Source organism: Enterobacter sp. SES19 (assembly GCF_011765665.1).
Taxonomy (GTDB): domain Bacteria; phylum Pseudomonadota; class Gammaproteobacteria; order Enterobacterales; family Enterobacteriaceae; genus Enterobacter; species Enterobacter pseudoroggenkampii.
Map to the genome: position 1 here is coordinate 3,896,207 of NZ_CP050320.1, position 18,458 is coordinate 3,914,664.

At 55.9% G+C, this 18,458-nt stretch carries 16 protein-coding genes; 4 read left to right on the forward strand and 12 right to left on the reverse strand.

From position 1 onward, the window contains the following. Positions 1 to 114: 114 nt before the first annotated feature. The 9 genes from recC to rppH all read right to left on the reverse strand — a co-directional run bounded on the left by recC (position 115) and on the right by rppH (position 10,066). The gene (recC, locus tag GXP72_RS18475; protein ID WP_090418513.1) at positions 115 to 3,489 is read right to left on the reverse strand and encodes an exodeoxyribonuclease V subunit gamma; all 3,375 of its coding nucleotides are present in this window, start codon (positions 3,487 to 3,489) and stop codon (positions 115 to 117) included. Positions 3,490 to 3,501: 12 nt separating this feature from the next. Next, positions 3,502 to 3,825 carry a prepilin-type N-terminal cleavage/methylation domain-containing protein gene (locus GXP72_RS18480; protein ID WP_024909292.1) on the reverse strand — a complete coding sequence of 108 codons (324 nt, stop codon included), beginning with the start codon at positions 3,823 to 3,825 and terminating at the stop codon, positions 3,502 to 3,504. Next, positions 3,810 to 4,211, reverse strand: a complete 402-nt coding sequence (locus GXP72_RS18485) for a DUF2509 family protein (protein ID WP_024909293.1) — start codon at positions 4,209 to 4,211, stop codon at positions 3,810 to 3,812. Before GXP72_RS18485 ends, GXP72_RS18480 begins: the two co-directional genes overlap by 16 nt. Further along, the gene (locus GXP72_RS18490; RefSeq protein WP_048990556.1) at positions 4,208 to 4,768 is read right to left on the reverse strand and encodes a prepilin peptidase-dependent protein; all 561 of its coding nucleotides are present in this window, start codon (positions 4,766 to 4,768) and stop codon (positions 4,208 to 4,210) included. Before GXP72_RS18490 ends, GXP72_RS18485 begins: the two co-directional genes overlap by 4 nt. Beyond that, the gene (locus GXP72_RS18495) at positions 4,762 to 5,223 is read right to left on the reverse strand and encodes a prepilin peptidase-dependent protein (protein ID WP_090418516.1); all 462 of its coding nucleotides are present in this window, start codon (positions 5,221 to 5,223) and stop codon (positions 4,762 to 4,764) included. The genes GXP72_RS18490 and GXP72_RS18495 overlap by 7 nt, the downstream gene beginning before the upstream one ends. 183 nt (positions 5,224 to 5,406) lie before the next feature. Further along, positions 5,407 to 6,201 carry a thymidylate synthase gene (thyA, locus tag GXP72_RS18500; protein ID WP_014885081.1) on the reverse strand — a complete coding sequence of 265 codons (795 nt, stop codon included), beginning with the start codon at positions 6,199 to 6,201 and terminating at the stop codon, positions 5,407 to 5,409. 6 nt (positions 6,202 to 6,207) lie between these two features. Continuing rightward, positions 6,208 to 7,083, reverse strand: a complete 876-nt coding sequence (gene lgt / locus GXP72_RS18505) for a prolipoprotein diacylglyceryl transferase (protein WP_023309046.1) — start codon at positions 7,081 to 7,083, stop codon at positions 6,208 to 6,210. A gap of 193 nt (positions 7,084 to 7,276) precedes the next feature. Then, a complete protein-coding gene (gene ptsP, locus GXP72_RS18510; RefSeq protein ID WP_024909296.1) occupies positions 7,277 to 9,523 on the reverse strand; it encodes a phosphoenolpyruvate--protein phosphotransferase in 2,247 nt (748 codons plus the stop codon). 12 nt (positions 9,524 to 9,535) lie between these two features. Continuing rightward, positions 9,536 to 10,066, reverse strand: coding sequence for an RNA pyrophosphohydrolase (gene rppH, locus GXP72_RS18515; RefSeq protein WP_013098553.1), 531 nt, complete (start codon positions 10,064 to 10,066; stop codon positions 9,536 to 9,538). 683 nt (positions 10,067 to 10,749) lie between these two features. On the opposite strand from rppH, the gene mutH reads away from it, so the two are divergent. The 3 genes from mutH (at position 10,750) to GXP72_RS18530 (ending at position 12,961) form a co-directional block, all read left to right on the forward strand. Further along, positions 10,750 to 11,442 (forward strand): DNA mismatch repair endonuclease MutH, encoded by a 693-nt coding sequence (mutH, locus tag GXP72_RS18520; protein WP_032648136.1) that lies wholly within the window; start codon positions 10,750 to 10,752, stop codon positions 11,440 to 11,442. Between the two features lie 128 nt (positions 11,443 to 11,570). Further along, the gene (locus GXP72_RS18525) at positions 11,571 to 11,789 is read left to right on the forward strand and encodes a YgdI/YgdR family lipoprotein (protein WP_008499668.1); all 219 of its coding nucleotides are present in this window, start codon (positions 11,571 to 11,573) and stop codon (positions 11,787 to 11,789) included. 131 nt (positions 11,790 to 11,920) lie between these two features. Then, complete coding sequence (locus GXP72_RS18530) at positions 11,921 to 12,961, forward strand: NADP(H)-dependent aldo-keto reductase (RefSeq protein WP_090418518.1); 1,041 nt, start codon at positions 11,921 to 11,923, stop codon at positions 12,959 to 12,961. Positions 12,962 to 13,054: 93 nt separating this feature from the next. Here GXP72_RS18530 and lplT read toward each other — a convergent pair whose 3' ends face one another. Together lplT and aas are read right to left on the reverse strand one after the other, a co-directional pair. Further along, a complete protein-coding gene (lplT, locus tag GXP72_RS18535; RefSeq protein WP_032648138.1) occupies positions 13,055 to 14,248 on the reverse strand; it encodes a lysophospholipid transporter LplT in 1,194 nt (397 codons plus the stop codon). Further along, complete coding sequence (gene aas / locus GXP72_RS18540) at positions 14,241 to 16,400, reverse strand: bifunctional acyl-ACP--phospholipid O-acyltransferase/long-chain-fatty-acid--ACP ligase (protein WP_090418521.1); 2,160 nt, start codon at positions 16,398 to 16,400, stop codon at positions 14,241 to 14,243. The genes lplT and aas overlap by 8 nt, the downstream gene beginning before the upstream one ends. A 425-nt stretch (positions 16,401 to 16,825) precedes the next feature. Between aas and galR the strand changes: the two genes are divergently transcribed. Continuing rightward, positions 16,826 to 17,842: an HTH-type transcriptional regulator GalR gene (gene galR, locus GXP72_RS18545; RefSeq protein WP_090418523.1), complete on the forward strand. Its 1,017-nt coding sequence runs from the start codon at positions 16,826 to 16,828 to the stop codon at positions 17,840 to 17,842. On the opposite strand, the gene GXP72_RS18550 is transcribed toward galR, so the two are convergent. Then, positions 17,803 to 18,288, reverse strand: a complete 486-nt coding sequence (locus tag GXP72_RS18550; RefSeq protein ID WP_090418525.1) for a GNAT family N-acetyltransferase — start codon at positions 18,286 to 18,288, stop codon at positions 17,803 to 17,805. The genes galR and GXP72_RS18550 overlap by 40 nt on opposite strands. Positions 18,289 to 18,458: the final 170 nt, after the last annotated feature.

Below are 18,458 nucleotides of genomic sequence, written 5' to 3' on the forward strand. Positions count from 1 at the left end.
TCATTAACACATTGCGTGCTGGACACGCCAACATCTCTTTATTGGGTACATCAGTCCGTGATAAGAAGTGCATCATAAATGAACACCCCGTGCTGCGCAATTTTTATACAGCACTCAGGACTGATTAAATTTAAACAACGGCAGCAGGTAGCGCTGCGCCTCTTCCGTGATAGCCTCGAAGTACTCTGGCTCAAGGGTTCGCCATAAGCGCTGATACCAGACATCTTCACCTTCGCCACGCACCATCATGTTACCTTCATAGGCCTGCATAAATTTACTGCGTGCTTTCTGCAGCGAAGCCTCATCCGTTAACATCGCATCATTCTGCGCGTCATAACAGGCTTTTATCCACGCTCCGCCACTTTCCGGCAGTAACAGGAGCGGTTTGTTCATTCCCTGACGGTAGCCCTCAATGTACAAAGACAGGTACCGTAACGCCTGTTCAGACTCCATCGGTGGGAAGCGCCATTCGCCCTCTTTGCGCACGAAAATCCGGCTTTCGCCTTTATGCCCACCCGCACTGTAGACAAGATGTTCCAGCCAGAGTTGCAATCCCTGCGAAACGCTCAGCATTGAGGGCCGCCAGCGCAGCAGCCCGTCCGGCTGAACCTGGGTTAACCAGCCCGTGAGCTGTACCCCGTTGCAGTTGAGATCGATTTCAATACTTTTCCCCGGCTGTCGGCACGCTCTCACGCGCTCCGCCAGAGCGGTCATCTCCTGGCACTGCGCCTCCCAGACAATTTCCCCGAACGCGCCGTAAGGCAGCTGACCCGCAGCGCGGTAGCGACGGTAAAGCTTGTCCGCATCTTCCTCTTCAACCAGCGCATTCAGCAGCTGCAGGTTTAACTGGTAGCGTTCCAGACCTTCCAGCGTAAACGGCTCTGCCTCAGGAATTTCGCTCTCTTCAGAGCGGAAGTTGACCTGCAGTCGTTGCTGGAAGAAGGCGCGCACTGGATGCGCCCAAAACCGCTGAAGCTGTTCGAAGGTCAGAGTGTCGATTGGGCGCGGATCAAGTTCCTGAATGAAATCGGTATGCGCATTCCCCTCCTTTTTCGCCGCCGGTAGCCACTCCTGTGCATAGCTCTGGCGCTCGCTGGCTGTGTAGTTCACCGGGTCAAACGGCATGCGGCTGTGGAAACAGGTGATATGGGCTTTCACCCTCTGCTCGCTTTCATCGCAGTTGCGCGCTTCATCTCCCGGCAGGTAGTGGCTCTGGCCGATATAGTCCACCAGCTCCTGCACCAGTACAGAGGGGAAACGCTCACTGTTGTCCTGAATGGAACGACCGATATAGCTGATATAGAGCTTACTCTGAGCGGAAATGAGCGCTTCAAGGAAGAGGTAGCGGTCATCATCACGGCGGCTACGATCCCCCCGTTTTGGGTTTGCGCTCATCAAGTCGAACCCCAGCGGCGGCAGCGCCCGCGGATACACACCGTCGTTCATACCAAGCAGGCAGACCACCCTGAACGGGATAGAGCGCATGGGCATCAGGGTACAGATATTGACAGGACCCGCCAGGAAACGCTGGCTGATTCGCTCCTGGTCAAGCCGCTGCGTCAGCTCATCCCGCAACAGCGACAGCGGGATGGCCTCCTGATAGTGGGAATTCACGCCTTCGTCGATGATTGCCTGCCACTGGGTTTCAATGAGCGCCATGGCCGCTTCGGTGTCACTGTCTGGCAGGAAGAAATCATTAAGCAACGCCCTGCAAACCGGGAGCCATTCTTCAAGTGGACGCGGCTGCAACAGCGCATATCGCCAGCGGTTAAGCTGCATTAATAGCGACGCTAAATGCCCCACCAGTTCAGCAATTAACCCGCTGGACTCATCGTAAGGCAGCACCTCATTCCACTCGCCCTGGCTGCTCTCCATGGCGTAGCCCAGCAGCATACGCGTCAGGCCAAATCGCCAGGTGTGCTGCCCGGTTGGGGGAAGCTCGAACTCCTGAACGTTATCGTCATCGATCCCCCAGCGAACGCCAGACTCATTCACCCACTGACGAAGATAGCGCAGGCCCTCTTCATTGATGTTGAAGCGTGCAGCCAGCACGGGAACATCCAGCAATGCCAGGACATCTTCGGAGATAAACCGGCTATCCGGCAGTGACAGAAGAGTGATAAACGCCTGCAATACCGGATGCGACTGACGGGCACGACGGTCAGAGATAGCGTAAGGCAGGTATCGCTCGCCCGTCGCGCTGCCAAAGACGGCCTGAATAAAGGGACTGTAGCTGTCGATATCCGCCACCATCACCACGATATCGCGTGGCGTCAGATCGGGGTCCTCCTGCAGCATCGCCAGCAGTTGGTCGTGAAGCACTTCGACCTCACGCTGCGGGCTGTGGCAAACGTGGATCGTGACGCTGCGATCGTCAGGATCCAGTTTTCGCTTATTATCGCTGCGTTCGAACTCGTTCGCCGTCACGCCCATGACGGCACGGTTTTCCAGATCCAGAATATCTAACTGAATATTATGCAGCAGGCTGTCCGGGGCGATCTCAACAAAGGCATCCACGTCACCTTCCCCTGAGGAAGTGATGTCTGAAAGCATATGAATGTAGTCACGCCCCAGCTTCCCCCATGAGGCAAGCAGCGGATTGGGCAGGTTCTGGATACCGTCTTTATCGAAAAGCTGCCCGGCAGTCGAGCCGTTTTTAAACAGCGGGACGGCACGCTCTTCAAAAAGGCGCTTTCTTTGGCGGCTCACCAGCCGCGCAAGCCAGCGTTCGTCGAGGATATCCCCCCAGTATTGTCGGCAGGGGTTGGTGAACAAAATATGGATATCAATATGCTTACCCAGCGCATTCAACGCCTTTAGATAGACAGGGGGTAATGCGGATATTCCGCAGATAAAAACGCGTGACGGCAGTCGGGCCGGGCGCTCCGACGCATTTTCAAGTATCGAGATAAACCGCTCGTAGAGATTGGCACGGTGCCACTTAGGCTGGCCCAGTTTCTCCGTATGCTCTACCAGCGCTTTCCACAGCGGGGCCTGCCATATTTGCGCCTCCGGCAGGCCTTCAACCAACTCGCCCGCTTCCCAACGAATTAACCAGTCAGAACGGTAAACAAGGTATTGGTCATAAAGATCGGCGGTGCGCGATGCCAGCTGGAACAGCTTGCGCTTGTCGGTATCGTCATTGAGGTAGTGGCGCAGCATGGCGAATTCATCACGCTGCAGCATGTCCGGCAGCAGCGCCATCAGCTTCCAGCTCATGGCCTGCTTGTTGAAGGCGCTCTGCTCGGGGATGTCCGGCAACACGCGAACAAACATCTCCCAGATAAAGCTCGCGGGCAGCGGGAAATCAATATTCGCGGCTATGCCAAATTTACGGGAAAGCGACATTTGCAGCCACTGTGCCATACCGGTGCTCTGCACCAGCACCATTTCAGGCTCAAAAGGATCGTCAAGCCGCTCGCGCTCAACGATAAACTCCATCAGTGCTTCCAGCACATCCAGACGATTTGAGTGGTAGACCCTTAACATAGACGCTCCCGACTACTGGCTAACCGGGCAATGCAGACGCGTTATCTCACCGCGCCGCCCCAGAGGAGAAATTAGTGTAACCGTGATGCTGACACATCCTGCGAGCGTTGTCTGCCCCCGACTGGCCTGCCAGCCTGCGGGGAGAACATTTGTTGAGAGCTGAGACTGATTCCAGGCATGGTGCCAGAGCTGGCGATACTGGTTAAACACGCTAAACCGCGCCGCCAGCGCCCGGTGATAACCCGACAGAGCCGTCACGACGATTACCAGCAGCATCATCGCCAGCAGGACCTCAACCATGCTAAACCCTTTTTCTCTGCTCACGGCAGCTGACATAACGCGCTCTCCTTTAGTGGACAAAAATCACTCCAGCCGTGAGGCGAAAAGCGAATTTTCCCGTCGACAATCTCTCCTGCGCGCCAGAGCAGCAGGTCACTGTCTCCGGCAATCAGCAGCACACGCGCCTCACTCAGCTGGCGCAAACAGACTCGCCACGCCGATGTCTTTTTGCACTGAACCTGCAGCTCTGATGACCAGCCCTGAACCCGTCCCCACTCAAGCGCGGACTGTACCTTCGCCTGCTGCTGAAGCGAGCGGCTCTCGCCGCCAACGAGCGCGCTAAATGTTGTCAGCTGCTGATTGAGACCCGACAGGATCAGGGTACCGAGCACCAGTAAAAGCAGAACCAGGGCCAGTGAAGACATTCCGCGTTGACGATTCACAGGTTGTACCCCGTGACCGTATACAACGCCTCCCAGGGCTCTCCCTGCCCGCCTTTACGCATCGCGGCCAGTTCGATATTTACCTCTGGCGCAAAACCGGCATGTTCAACTTTGCTCACCACAAAGCGCGTGATTACCAGCCTGTCCGGGTCCGTGAGCTTTTCCCACCCTTTTCCTTCACACGACGTCGCCCCACGCTGGGTTTCCAGCGCGCCGGATTCCAGACGAAAACCGGTGCTGTCATTTTCTGATGCGCTGCTATCCCAGTTGCCGTTACTGTTGGCATCCCAGCGTACAATGACGCAGCCTCCAAGCCTCGCGGTCACCAGCGCCTGTCCCTGACAGTTTCCCGCACAGTACCCCGCACGCTGAAGCTGTTTGCCCAGGGCAAACAGGTGTTGCCAGACCTCTTCCTCCAGCTCTCTCTGGCCGGATTGTAGTAAGACTGCCCGCTGCAAGCCGGGTAAAAAACGCGACGCGCTTATCAGCAAAAGGCTGCTAATCGCCGTGGCAATCAGCACTTCAGTCAGTGAGAAACCGCGCTGCCTCATCAACATGAACCTCCCTCAGAGACCTGACACATCCTGATGCGTCCTCCATTTGAGACAATAATCAGCCATGCTCCGGCACGGCTTTGAACGCGTATCCGCCCTGCCCACGCTGTATCCCTTAATCCATAAAACCCCAGCGACGGCGTGACCTCACTGACCTCGACCTCAGGCCAGGGCGGAATCAGCACAAAGGGACTCTCCTTCTTACAGCCCTGCACGGCAGAGCTCACCAGACAGTCCCCGCCTCCCGCCCGCTGAAGGGTAATAAGATGGTCGCTGTTGTGCCGGTTGGCATGGTTGCGCAGAAAAAGCAGGTAATCTCGCACCTGACTGGCGGTTTGCCACAGCCGCTGCTGTCGTTGCCAGCTGTCCCAGCCGTACAGACCTGAGGCGCTGAGGATAACGACAAGCGAAACGGCGACAAGCGTTTCGATAAGCGTAAAACCGTTCTCTTTTTTCATACCGGGAGTGTGGCGAAGCGCCGTGAAGATGACGAGCGACGGATCCTCGTTTTACGAGGTGTTGTCCGGAGAATTGGGAGAGTTGCAGCGCGTTGCACGCTTTCTGGATAGCGCCTCGGGAAACGGGATAAAGGCGAAAAAAACCGGCGCTAAATAGCACCGGTTGTGTCACGCTTTATCGCATCAGATAGCGACGGGCGCTTTGATGCCCGGATGCGGGTCGTAACCCTCAATCTCGAAATCATCAAAGCGGTAATCAAATATTGATGCCGGTTTGCGTTTGATAATCAGCTTCGGCAGCGCACGCGGTTCGCGGGTCAGCTGGAGATGCGTCTGTTCCATATGGTTGCTGTAAAGATGGGTATCCCCACCGGTCCAGACAAAATCACCCACTTCCAGGTCGCACTGCTGCGCCATCATGTGAACTAACAGCGCATAGCTGGCAATGTTAAACGGCAGGCCGAGGAACACGTCACAGGAGCGCTGGTAGAGCTGGCAGGAAAGCTTTCCATCCGCCACATAGAACTGGAAGAACGCGTGGCACGGTGCCAGCGCCATTTTATCCAGCTCGCCGACGTTCCAGGCGGAAACAATGATTCGGCGCGAGTCCGGATCGTTTTTCAGCTGGTTCATCACGGTGGTGATCTGGTCAATATGGCGGCCATCAGGCGTTGGCCATGCGCGCCACTGCTTACCGTAAACCGGGCCCAGGTTGCCGTTTTCATCTGCCCACTCGTCCCAGATTGAGACGTTATTTTCGTGCAGATACGCAACGTTGGTATCACCTTGCAGGAACCAGAGCAGTTCATGAATGATCGAGCGCAGGTGGCAGCGCTTTGTCGTCACCAGCGGGAAGCCTTCTTGCAGATTGAAGCGCATCTGGTGGCCAAAAATGGAGAGCGTACCGGTACCGGTGCGGTCGTTTTTCGGCGTGCCCTCATCGAGCACTTTTTTCATCAATTCAAGATACTGTTTCATGGTTCCTCAGGAAATTTGTTGCTGTGGACGACGACGATACGCCCAAATCATCATAATGGCACCCGCGACAATCATCGGAATGGAGAGGATCTGCCCCATGCTGATGTACTGTACCCACTCGCCGGTAAACTGTGCGTCAGGCTGGCGGAAGAATTCGACGATGATGCGGAACGCGCCATAGCCAATCAGGAACAGCCCGGAAACAGCCCCCATCGGGCGCGGCTTGCGAATAAACAGGTTGAGGATGATAAACAGCACCACGCCTTCCAGCGCCAGCTCATACAGCTGAGACATATGGCGCGGCAGAACGCCGTAGGTATCGAAAATGGACTGCCACTCCGGATGCGATGGCAGCAGCGCGATGTCTTCTGCGCGGGAGCCCGGGAAGAGCATCGTGTACGGCACGCTCGGGTCGACGCGGCCCCACAGTTCACCGTTGATAAAGTTGCCCAGACGACCAGCGCCGAGACCAAACGGGATCAGCGGTGCGATAAAATCTGAAACCTGGAAGAAGTTGCGTTTGGTGCGTTTGGCAAAAATCACCATCACCAGAATCACACCAATCAGGCCGCCGTGGAAGGACATGCCTCCGTCCCAGACGCGGAACAGATAGAGCGGATCGTTCAGGAATACCGGGAAGTTATAGAACAGCACATACCCGATACGGCCACCGAGGAACACGCCGAGGAAGCCCGCATACAGCAGGTTTTCAACTTCGTTTTTGGTCCAGCCGCTGCCAGGACGGCTGGCGCGACGGCCAGCGAGCCACATGGCAAAAATGAAGCCCACCAGGTACATCAGACCGTACCAGTGAAGCGAAACAGGTCCTACTGAGAAAATGACCGGATCAAATTCCGGAAAATGCAGATAACCACTGTTCATCTGTCACCACAAGATGTTGTTATTCCGCTGAAAGTGGACAGCGGTAGAAATGCGATTCTGCTGTAAGCAGAGGCTCCAAAGTTGCGAATCATAGCACAAGGCGGGCGCGGAGGATGCGCCAGAGATGTAAAAGATGTGTATAGGGTTTTATGCGCGCTGGCGCCCTCACCCACAGGGAGAGGGCGAAAAACGATTAGCGGCCGCCGCGGATCAGACCGCCCATACCGCGTCGTTCCATAAACGCCGCGACCTGGTGGCGGACTTCCGTTGCCAGCTGCGCCTCAAGGCTGCGTTCAGCCAGCTCGCGGGCATCATTGATGTCGATATGCCGCAGCAGGTATTTCACGCGGGCGACGGCGCGACCGTTCATCGACAGATGGCGGAATCCCAGACCAATCAGGATCGCAACGCACATGGAATCACCGGCCATTTCACCGCACAGGCGTAAATCAATACCGTACTGCTCCGCTTCACGGGCGATCATCGCTAACGCGCGAATGATCGCCGGATGCAGGCTGTCGTAGATACTGGCGACGCGAGTATTGTTACGGTCGACGGCCAGGATATATTGCGTCAGGTCGTTCGTGCCGACAGAGATAAAATCAACACGGTTTGCCAGTTGCGGCAGCATAAAGACCATAGACGGCACTTCAAGCATCACCCCAATCCGCGGTTTCGGGATCGCATAGCCGATCATCTCTTCCACTTCGCGGCCAGCACGTTCGATCAGCCGCCGGGACTCGTCGATCTCATCGATGCTGGTGACCATCGGCAGCAGGATGCTGAGATTGCCCGTCGCCGCGTTGGCGCGCAGCATCGCACGTACCTGGATCAGGAAGATCTCCGGCTGATCGAGCGTAATGCGGATCCCACGCCAGCCCAGGCACGGGTTTTCTTCGCTGATCGGCATATAGGGCAGCTGTTTATCCGCCCCGACATCCAGGGTACGCAGGGTGACAGGTTTGTCGTTAAACATCTGCAGCATCCCCTGATACTGTGCCACCTGCTCCTCTTCGGAGGGGAAACCGCTCTGCAGCATGAACGGGATTTCAGTACGATATAGGCCAATACCGTCGATGCGGCTGCCAAGCTTTTCTTCATGTTCAGGGCTTAAACCGGCGTTGAGCATGACTTTGATCCGCTCACCGCTCTTCAGCTGTGCGGGCAGGTTAACGTCATCTTCAGCCAGCTTGCTTAATTCATTCTCTTCGCTGATAAGACGCTGGTACTCCTGGAGCAGAACCGGCTCAGGATCGACCAGCAGCTCACCGCGATAGCCGTCGACCACCAGCGTACGTCGGTGCAGTACCGACGGCTGAATGTCCGCCCCCATAACGGTAGGGATACCCAGCGCGCGCACCATAATGGCGGCGTGTGAGTTGGCGGCACCATCGCGCACCACCACGCCGGCCAGCCTGTCCTGGGGCAGTTCAGCCAGCGTCGTTGCCGAAAGTTCGTCGGCAACCAGAACAAACCGTTTTGGCCATGCATTCGGGCCCTGAATGGTGTCATCAAGATGGAAAAGCAGGCGCTGCCCCAGCGCGCGCAGATCCCCTGCCCGCTCTTTCAGGTAACCGTCGGTCAGTGCCGCAAACTGGTCGGCAAATTTTTCGATAACCTTCTTAACCGCCCACTCCGCGACCGAGCCTTTATCCACTTCCGCAAAAAGCTCACGACGCAGGCGCGCATCGGAGAGCAGGTGCGAATAGAGGTCAAAGATCGCCGCCGTCTCTTTTTGCGCGCCTGCGGCAAAACGTTTGCTGTAACGACGAAATTCATTCGCCGCCTCTTCCAGCGCGGCGGTGAGACGCTCGCGCTCCAGCGCTTCATCAAGCGTTGAGGCTTCGTAAACCTGCTCCATCAGCGGCAGCGTAGCGTCCATCCAGCCTTCAGCTATCGCCACGCCTGGTGATGCCGGAAGGGCACGAATGCGCGTATGGCGATACTGACCAAAAAGCGCGGCAAGCTGGGACTGGGAGAGGATCGCCGCCATCTGCGTGGCCAGCGTGACGAGGAAAGACTCCTCGCTTTCGTCGTACTGACGTAGCTCACGCTGCTGGACGACCAGCACGCCGAGCAGCTGGCGACGCTGGATAATCGGCACGCCAAGGAAAGCGCGGAAGCGCTCTTCTTTTACGGAAGGGATGTACTTAAAGCTGGGGTGTTTTTGTGCGTCAGCAAGGTTGATGGGTTCAGCCAGCCGCCCGACCAGACCCACGATACCTTCATCAAATGCGAGCGTTACGGTGCGTCCGCGTGGTTTTTTCAAACCACGGGTTGCCATCAGGTAATAGCAGCGCCGATCGTGGTCGGCCAGATACACCGAACAGACCTCGGTCTCCATCGCAAGGCAGATGTCGGTGACCAGAATATTCAGCGCCTCGTTCAGACGCGGCGCGCTGGCCACCTTCTCGACTATTTCTCGCAAGCGGGTGAGCATGATTTGCGTAGCTTAACCTCTTTTACGTCGCCAGGCAGGTGCGCTCTGCGGCTTAGGCGGGATCTCCTGAAGCTGCATTACCACACTTGCAAACTCTTTCATCACCCTACGGTAAACATCGCGTTTAAATGACACGACCTGACGAACAGGATACCAATAGCTCACCCAGCGCCAGCCATCGAACTCCGGCGTACTGCTGGTTTGCATATTGATGTCTGAATCGTTGCCCACCAACTGCAACAGAAACCACTTTTGTTTCTGGCCGATACAAACCGGCTTTGTGTCCCAACGCACCAAACGTTTCGGTAACTTGTAACGCAACCAGTTGCGGGTCGAAGCCAGGATGCGAACATCTTTTCGGCTTAAACCGACCTCTTCAAAAAGCTCCCGGTACATCGCTTGTTCTGGGGACTCTCCCGGATTGATCCCGCCTTGCGGGAACTGCCAGGAGTGCTGACCATATCGCCGGGCCCACATCACCTGGCCCTGACGATTACAAATTACTATTCCTACGTTCGGGCGGTAGCCATCGTCATCAATCACCGGACTACCCCAAACTAAACCTTATATATGAATGATTGTTTCACACTACAGGGAGGCGGTAAACCACTCTCTTACAGGGCTGCAACCTAATAACATTTGAATAACTCACAAATAAGTGCTGAGTTATAAACAGATGAGTGGCAGTGAAGGGAATTTTATTCACCTTTTCTGTGGATATAGTTGTGAAGAAGTGTCTGATTACCGATGAACAACCTTAAACGCTGCCATATCCCCTCTTTCACCTGAATTCAATAATGCAATTATTTTCATAGAGTTAAATGTATTTCCATGAACACAAAACAGAATAGCGTGACGATCGTCACATCAGGGATCGTCGTGCTGATGAAAGATCGAACAGCGTCGGTTTTATCCACAGATTGTGCCAATAAGTTAGTCACAATTTGTTTGAAAATTCGATTTTCATCGCACGTCAAGGCTGTAAATTGAAACAGTAGTCAGGGTTATGCCCAGTTATCCCATTTTTCTGTGGATAACATGGTGTAAGATCCTGTTCATTGTCAGTGACCAGATTTGAACAACCGGTTTTCTGACTCGGGTGAAACGATTTCAAACCGATAAAAAAACCTATAAATCATATACATGGAATATTGGTACAGAAATAGTTAAACTCTATCCACAGGGGACAATTTCTTCGTTTATTTTTTAATCAAAAGGTTACCGTCATGCATCCGCTTACACCCTTGCTCTCACCGCCGTCCAGCGAGGGCCAGTTGCTCCAGCAGGCACAGCGTCTTGCGGGCTTTTCGCTTGGCGAGCTGGCGGCAATGGCAGGGCTTCCGATCCCGAAGGATCTTAAGCGGGATAAAGGCTGGATCGGCATGCTGCTTGAGCTGTGGCTGGGTGCGAGCGCTGGGAGCAAACCCGAGCAGGATTTTGCAGCACTTGGCGTGGAGTTAAAAACCATCCCAATAGATAGCCAGGGCAAGCCGCTTGAGACCACCTTTGTCTGCGTTGCGCCATTAACCGGCAACACCGGCGTGACGTGGGAAACCAGCCACGTTCGCCACAAGCTGAAGCGCGTGTTGTGGGTACCGGTTGAAGGCGAGCGACAGATCCCCCTGGCTGACCGTCGCGTTGGCGCGCCGCTGCTCTGGAGCCCGAACGAGGATGAAGAGCATCAGCTTCGGCTGGACTGGGAGGAGCTGATGGACATGATCGTTCTTGGGCAGGTAGAGCGCATCACCGCCCGACACGGAGAAGTGTTACAACTGCGTCCGAAAGCGGCCAACAGTAAAGCGCTTACCGAGGCCATCGGCGCACAGGGTGAGCCGATACTGACGTTGCCGCGCGGTTTTTATCTCAAAAAGAATTTCACCGGCGCGCTCCTGGCACGTCATTTCCTGTTAAAAACATAGTTTTTTACTTATTTTGCGAGCTCTCAAACATAATCGACTGCTTTTTAAGATTTTACTGCTTCCTCAAGTCGCCATATCGAGTTAATACTAGATTATGATTTGATACGTGCCAGATGAGGACGATAACGATGAAAAAATGGGCAGTGTTAGTTTCAGCAGTCGGTTTAGCGTTTGCCGTATCGGGCTGTAGCAGCGATTACGTCATGGCGACAAAAGACGGTCGAATGATCCTGACCGACGGCAAACCCGAAGTTGACGATGATACCGGGCTGGTCAGCTACCGCGACCAGGAAGGCAATAAAATGCAGATCAATCGCGACGAAGTATCGCAAATTATCGAGCGATAAACAGAGAGAGGTCAGTCGCTTGCTGACCTTTTTGATTTTTTTCTTCCCCTTTTGCTTCCCCTCTGCCATGTTTATATTCCTTTGTCGGGCACGCCCTGACGCGGTCTATAAGTCTACTGAGGAAGCCGGCTATGCATTATCACCGTATCCCCCACAGCGCTCTGGAAATAAGCCAACTGGGGTTGGGCACGATGACATTTGGTGAACAAAACAGCGAAGCCGATGCCCATGCACAACTCGATTACGCCGTCAGCCAGGGGATTAACCTGATTGATGTCGCGGAGATGTACCCTGTTCCGCCACGTCCGGAAACGCAGGGACTTACCGAAACCTACGTCGGTAACTGGCTGGCAAAACACGGCAACCGTGAAAAGCTGGTGATTGCCTCCAAAGTCAGCGGCCCCGCGCGCAACAACGATACCGGGATCCGCCCGAATCAGATCCTCGATCGCAAGAATATCCGCGCCGCACTGGACGCCAGCCTGAAGCGCCTGCAAACCGACTATCTCGATCTGTATCAGGTGCACTGGCCTCAGCGCCCAACCAACTGCTTTGGTAAGCTCGGCTACAGCTGGAATGAGAGCGCCCCCGCCGTGACGCTGCTGGAAACGCTGGAAGCGCTGACCGAATGCCAGCGCGCGGGAAAAATCCGCTATATTGGCGTCTCTAACGAAACAGCCTTTGGGGTCATGCGCTATCTGCACCTGGCGGATAAACACGATCTGCCGCGTATCGTGACTATTCAGAACCCGTACAGCCTGCTTAACCGCAGCTATGAAGTGGGTCTGGCCGAAGTGACGCAGTATGAAGAAGTGGAACTGCTCGCCTACTCCTGTCTCGGCTTCGGCACGCTGACGGGGAAATACCTGAACGGCGCGAAACCGGCCGGGGCGCGTAACACCCTCTTTAGCCGCTTTACCCGTTACAGCGGCGAGCAGACGCAGAAAGCCGTTGCCGCCTATGTGGATATCGCGAAGCGTCACGGTCTTGACCCTGCGCAGATGGCGCTGGCCTTCGTGCATCGTCAGCCGTTTGTTGCCAGCACCCTGCTGGGCGCGACCACGATGGAGCAGTTGAAAACCAATATTGCGAGTTTCAATCTGAACCTGAGTGAAGAGGTGTTAGCGGAGATTGAAGCGGTGCATCAGGTTTATACTTATCCTGCACCGTAATAAAAGCAAAACGGCAACGCACGTTGCCGTTTTTAGGGTTTGCTCCCTCTCCCTGTGGGAGAGGGCCGGGGTGAGGGCATCAGGCCGCACTTATCAGCGGCGACGTTGCCACATCCACAAGCCCGCAATCGCCAGCGCAAACAGCCCACCAAACCCGACGCCAATCCCCACCACCGGCACGCCCACTTTTACCGCCAGCGAGTAGAGCCCCAGCATTAACAGCATTGCCAGGTTTTCCCCCAGGTTTTGTACCGCGATGGCATTGCCTGCCCCGACGGTCTGCTTGCCCCGCTCCTGCAGTAACGCGTTCAGTGGCACCACGAAGAAGCCCCCCAGAATACCAATCAGGATGAGGAGGACATACGCGGGCAATAACGCATGCTGCAGCGAGAAGATCAGCACCACGACGCCAATCAGGATCCCTGCGGGCATGCAGCGTGCTACCGTCTCGAGCGTTACCAGCTTCGCCGCCGCGCCAGCCCCCACCACAATGCCGATGGCCACCATCGCATTCAGATAGGTCGGCGTCGCGTTGTCAGTAATCCCCAGCGCCACCGGCACCCACAGGACCAGCAGGAAGCGCAGCGTGACGCCCGCCCCCCAGAACATACTGGTCCCCATGAGGGAAAAACGCGTTTCACCGTTACGCCACAGCACGCGGCAGGCGGTAAAGAAACTGCCGGTCATCGGTTTAAAGCGCCAGGATTGTCCCGGGCGAGCCACCGGCAGTTTAGGAATAAACAGGTTCGCCACGACCGCCCCACCATACACCGCCGCGCATACGCCCAGTGCCGCCAGGACATGCCAGTCGGCCAGCACGCCGCCCGCAACGGATCCGAGCAGGATAGCGGCAATGGTTGACGACTCCATCAGACCATTGGCTTTCACCAGCTTATCTCCGGTGGTCAGCTCGCCGAGAATGCCATACTTCGCCGGGGAGTAGGCGGCGGCGCCAATGCCCACCAGCGTATAGCCAATAAACGGATTAAAGCCAAAACAAATGCTGGCCGCACCCAGCAGCTTGAGGCCATTGGCAAACATCATCACCCGACCTTTCGGGAAGCTGTCCGCCACCTGCCCGACGAACGGAGCAAAGATAATGTAAGCGCCCACAAACACCATCTGCAGGATCGGCTGACTCCAGTCGGGGTAAAACTCGGCTTTCAGCAGCGCCAGCGTGGCAAACAGCAGCGCGTTATCACCGAACGCAGAGAGAAACTGTGCGGCGATGACGGCCATCATGCCTTTCGATCTGAGCGATGTGTTAGTGTGTACTGACTCACGCATTTTGCTGTTCCGCCTCTTCAACCATGCCTTTCAGGGTCACGAAATCGGGCTTCCCGCTACCCAGCACAGGGAGCTGTTTCAGGTAGCGAATATCGCGCGGCACGGCCAGTTCAGGAATACCGTGTTCACGCGCATAGCTCAGTAACCTGTCGCGCTTAAGCTCACCGTCGGTCGTAAACAGCACCAGCGCCTCGCCTTTGCTGGCGTCACTCTTCACCACCGTCGCATGCATCTTATCCGTGGACACGGCCGTCGCCAGCTGCTCAACCATTTCCAGAGAGACCATTTCACCGGCGATTTTGGCGAAGCGTTTCGCGCGTCCCTGAATCTGTACAAAGCCCTGTTCATCGAAACGGACGATATCCCCGGTGTCGTACCAGCCGGTTTCAACCTCGCCGTTGACGTTTTCCGCTGTGGGCACCTCCAGCACGCCCGGGTTTTCCACGCGCAGATACCCGTTCATCACGTTTGGCCCTTTCAGCTGCAGACGGCCACCGTCCTCAATGCCCGGCACGGCCAGCAGACGCGCATCCATTCCCGGCAGAATTCGGCCAACCGTACCCGGTTTCGCCGCCATCGGCACGTTAATCGAGACCACGGGCGCACACTCGGTCACGCCATAGCCTTCGAGAATGCGCAGGCCAAACTTGTCCTGCCAGATCTGACGCGTGCTCTCCTGCAGTTTTTCCGCACCGGCCACCACATACCGCACGCGATAGAAGTCATACGGATTGGCGAAACGCGCATAGTTGCCGAGGAAGGTTGAGGTGCCGAACAGGACGGTGCAGTTACGGTCATACACCAGCTCCGGCACAATCCGGTAATGCAGCGGGCTTGGATAAAGGAACACTTCTGCGCCGGTCAGCAGCGGCGTAAACAGCCCCACCGTCAGGCCAAAGGAGTGGAACAGCGGCAGCGCCGACATAAAACGGTCATCCGCGGTAAAGTCAGCAATGCTTTTGATCTGCTCAACGTTCGCCAGAATGCTCTTGTGGCTGTGGACGACGCCTTTCGGGTTGCCCTCCGATCCCGACGTGAAGAGGATAATGGCGTCATCTTCCGGCTGCTGTTTGACCTGTGCCAGACGCGGCATCAGCAGGTGAGCAAAAATCCACAGCTTGTCGCCGGTGGTCACGTCGGCTTTCAGATCCTCCAGGAAGACCCAGCGCACCTGGGTGAGCTGCTCGGGAAGATGCCAGAGCTTGCCTTTGTCCAGGAACTGACGAGAGGTAAAGACGGTATTAATCTGGGCAGCGGTGATGGCGCTGGTCAGCCCTTTCACACCCGCCGTGTAGTTCATCATCGCCGGGATCCGGCCCCGGGAAACCGCGCCGAAAATCACCGCCGCGCTGATGCCCGCATTAGGCAGCATCAGGCCAATCTTTTCCCCCTTTTTGCTGTACTTCTCAAGAATGCGCCCCACAAACAGGGTCTTGGTCAGCAGTTTGCGATAGGTATCCGGGGTAAAGTTGATGTCTTCGATGCAGTTTTTCTTCGCGCCATAGCGGTGCTGCGCGGAAAGTAGAGATTCGTACAGCGTTTCGCGCGGACGCACGGCCATGCGCGCTTCCATCATAATCTGGTGCAGCATTTCCCCGGCGATTTTACGGCGATCGCGGGCACGCGGCGCGTCGGGCATCGGTAACGACGTTGGCGGCAGAATATGCAGCGTGATTTTGGGGAACAGACGCTGCTTCACCAGTCCCTTCAGACGGCTGAAATGGCTCAGCTCTGCGCCTTCAATTCGCAGCGGCACCACGGTCGCTTTTGACTTCGCCGCGACAAACCCCGCACCGTCGTAGATTTTCATCAGCGAACCGGTCACGGAGATACGCCCTTCCGGGAAAATGACCACCGGACGCCCCTGCTCGACCAGACGCACCAGATGCTTAATCATCATCGGCTTTGTCGGGTCAAGCGGCACAAAATCAATCAGCGGCGTGAGCCAGCGCATGTACCACTGCTGGCTGATGGAGGTATAGACCGCAAATACCGGGCGCACGGGCAGAAACAGCGCCAGCAGGATGCCGTCTATAAAGGAAACATGATTTGGTGTGATAAGAACGCGTTCGCCACGAAGCGCCTGGGCATCGCCAGTGACGCGGATGCGAAAGAGAATACGGAACAGTGTACGGAAGAACCCAAATAGCATCTCAACTCCCTTTGCCAGCCAGTGTGGAGGGTTGATAGTAAATGGTGGCAGATTACACGAGAAGTGATACGGGAGCGACAGCAAAAGTGGAGGCGAAAAAAAACCTGCGCATCCGCGCAGGTTGGTGCAAGAGATGAGTACGAAACCGTACTAAGAATTCTCACCAATCAATACCTCTGGGATCTCAACTGTATCAATCTCATTAACATCCTCGCCATCGGACAATCGCAACAGCCTGAGGCAAAGTGTAACCAAAGGTTCAGATTGACATTCTTCAGACATGACTGCGCGTGTAACGATTACACCGCCAGGGTTGTTCTGCGTCACGTTTGTGGAGAGCGGAAATCCGCTCCCCTTGAATGCGCGCCGCTTTTCCGCAACACTATTTGGTGTGTAAACGCTTACCCCCAATAAGAAGGTAATGAATGGCGACAATAAAGGATGTGGCCCGTCTGGCAGGTGTGTCGGTGGCAACCGTCTCCCGCGTGATTAACGACTCCCCAAAAGCCAGTGACGCATCACGCCAGGCGGTACAAAGCGCCATGGAATCCCTGAACTATCATCCCAATGCCAATGCCCGCGCGCTCGCCCAGCAGTCCACAGAAACCATTGGTCTGGTGGTAGGAGATGTCTCCGATCCCTTTTTCGGCGCGATGGTGAAAGCCGTTGAGCAGGTTTCTTATCAGACAGGCAATTTTTTGCTGATCGGCAATGGCTATCATAATGAACAAAAAGAACGCCAGGCCATCGAGCAGCTGATCCGCCACCGCTGCGCGGCGCTGGTAGTACACGCCAAAATGATCCCGGATGCCGAACTGATTCATCTGATGAAGCAGATCCCCGGGATGGTCATCATCAACCGCATTATTCCCGGCTTTGAGAAACGCTGCGTGGCGCTCGACGACCGCTACGGCGCGTGGCTTGCGACCCGTCATCTGATTCAGCAGGGCCACACCCGGATTGGCTATCTCTGTTCAAACCACCCGATTTCTGATGCAGAAGACCGTCTGCAGGGCTACTACGATGCCCTGCGCGAAAACGGACTGCCGTGCAATGACCGCCTGGTGGCCTATGGCGAACCGGATGAGAGCGGCGGTGAACAGGCCATGACCGAGCTGCTGGGTCGCGGACGGAATTTCACGGCGGTTGCCAGCTATAACGACTCGATGGCCGCAGGGGCAATGGGGGTGTTGAACGACAACGGGATTGAGGTACCGGCAGAAATTTCGCTGATTGGCTTCGACGACGTGCTGGTCTCCCGCTACGTTCGCCCGCGCCTGACCACCGTGCGCTACCCGATTATCACCATGGCCACACAGGCCGCCGAGCTGGCGTTAGCGCTGGCGGAACAGCGCCAGCCGCCGGATATTACGCATCTGTTTAGCCCGACGCTGGTTCGTCGTCACTCCGTTGCGTCGCCTGCGGAAACGCAGAGCGAATAACGGTAGAGGTGAACCCGCGTGTTGGGGTATTCCAGCCCATCGCCGATATACTGCCAGCCGTAACGTTCGTAGAAGTCGCGGCAGGCAGACCAGAGGTACAGTTCTTCATATCTCGCTTGCGCGGCCCAGGTAATAACATGCTGCTGTAACTTTCCTGCCAGCCCCTTGCCTCGCGCCGCGTCGTCAACGTACAGCGCCGCCAGCCACGGAAAGAGATCCTGACGGGTGATCAAATCGCAGCGCCAGAGCCCCACCGTACCAAGAAGCTTTTCGTCCTCAACAGCAATAAACGTCAGCGGTAATTTTCCCGGCGTCTGGCTGTGCTCAACGATGCTGTGGAAAAATTCCCGGGGAAGCCCTTCGCCAAACGCCTGCCAGATCCAGTCGGTTACCTGCTCAGCATACTGCGGTGCATCGTAAAGCGGGAGGATAACAGTCTTTTTCACGTTTCACCTGCGTATTCTCATTAATGGGCTGGCCTGACGCCTCCAGCTCGTTTTGGCGATTATTTTACCAGAGTCAGACTATTTAGTTTTACTTCAGGCAGGCCAGACAAATCGTTACCGAAAAGCGTGATCGTGGCGGAATTTTTGCGCTTCCCGCATCGCTTATACGG

What these genes read in the sequence shown, in the direction of transcription:
- recC (WP_090418513.1), bottom strand. Translation starts at nt 3,489, where the DNA reads ATGTTAAGGGTCTACCACTCAAATCGTCTGGATGTGCTGGAAGCACTG.
- GXP72_RS18480 (WP_024909292.1), bottom strand. Translation starts at nt 3,825, where the DNA reads ATGTCAGCTGCCGTGAGCAGAGAAAAAGGGTTTAGCATGGTTGAGGTC.
- GXP72_RS18490 (WP_048990556.1), bottom strand. Translation starts at nt 4,768, where the DNA reads ATGTTGATGAGGCAGCGCGGTTTCTCACTGACTGAAGTGCTGATTGCC.
- GXP72_RS18495 (WP_090418516.1), bottom strand. Translation starts at nt 5,223, where the DNA reads ATGAAAAAAGAGAACGGTTTTACGCTTATCGAAACGCTTGTCGCCGTT.
- thyA (WP_014885081.1), bottom strand. Translation starts at nt 6,201, where the DNA reads ATGAAACAGTATCTTGAATTGATGAAAAAAGTGCTCGATGAGGGCACG.
- lgt (WP_023309046.1), bottom strand. Translation starts at nt 7,083, where the DNA reads ATGAACAGTGGTTATCTGCATTTTCCGGAATTTGATCCGGTCATTTTC.
- ptsP (WP_024909296.1), bottom strand. Translation starts at nt 9,523, where the DNA reads ATGCTCACCCGCTTGCGAGAAATAGTCGAGAAGGTGGCCAGCGCGCCG.
- mutH (WP_032648136.1), top strand. Translation starts at nt 10,750, where the DNA reads ATGCATCCGCTTACACCCTTGCTCTCACCGCCGTCCAGCGAGGGCCAG.
- GXP72_RS18525 (WP_008499668.1), top strand. Translation starts at nt 11,571, where the DNA reads ATGAAAAAATGGGCAGTGTTAGTTTCAGCAGTCGGTTTAGCGTTTGCC.
- GXP72_RS18530 (WP_090418518.1), top strand. Translation starts at nt 11,921, where the DNA reads ATGCATTATCACCGTATCCCCCACAGCGCTCTGGAAATAAGCCAACTG.
- lplT (WP_032648138.1), bottom strand. Translation starts at nt 14,248, where the DNA reads ATGCGTGAGTCAGTACACACTAACACATCGCTCAGATCGAAAGGCATG.
- aas (WP_090418521.1), bottom strand. Translation starts at nt 16,400, where the DNA reads ATGCTATTTGGGTTCTTCCGTACACTGTTCCGTATTCTCTTTCGCATC.
- galR (WP_090418523.1), top strand. Translation starts at nt 16,826, where the DNA reads ATGGCGACAATAAAGGATGTGGCCCGTCTGGCAGGTGTGTCGGTGGCA.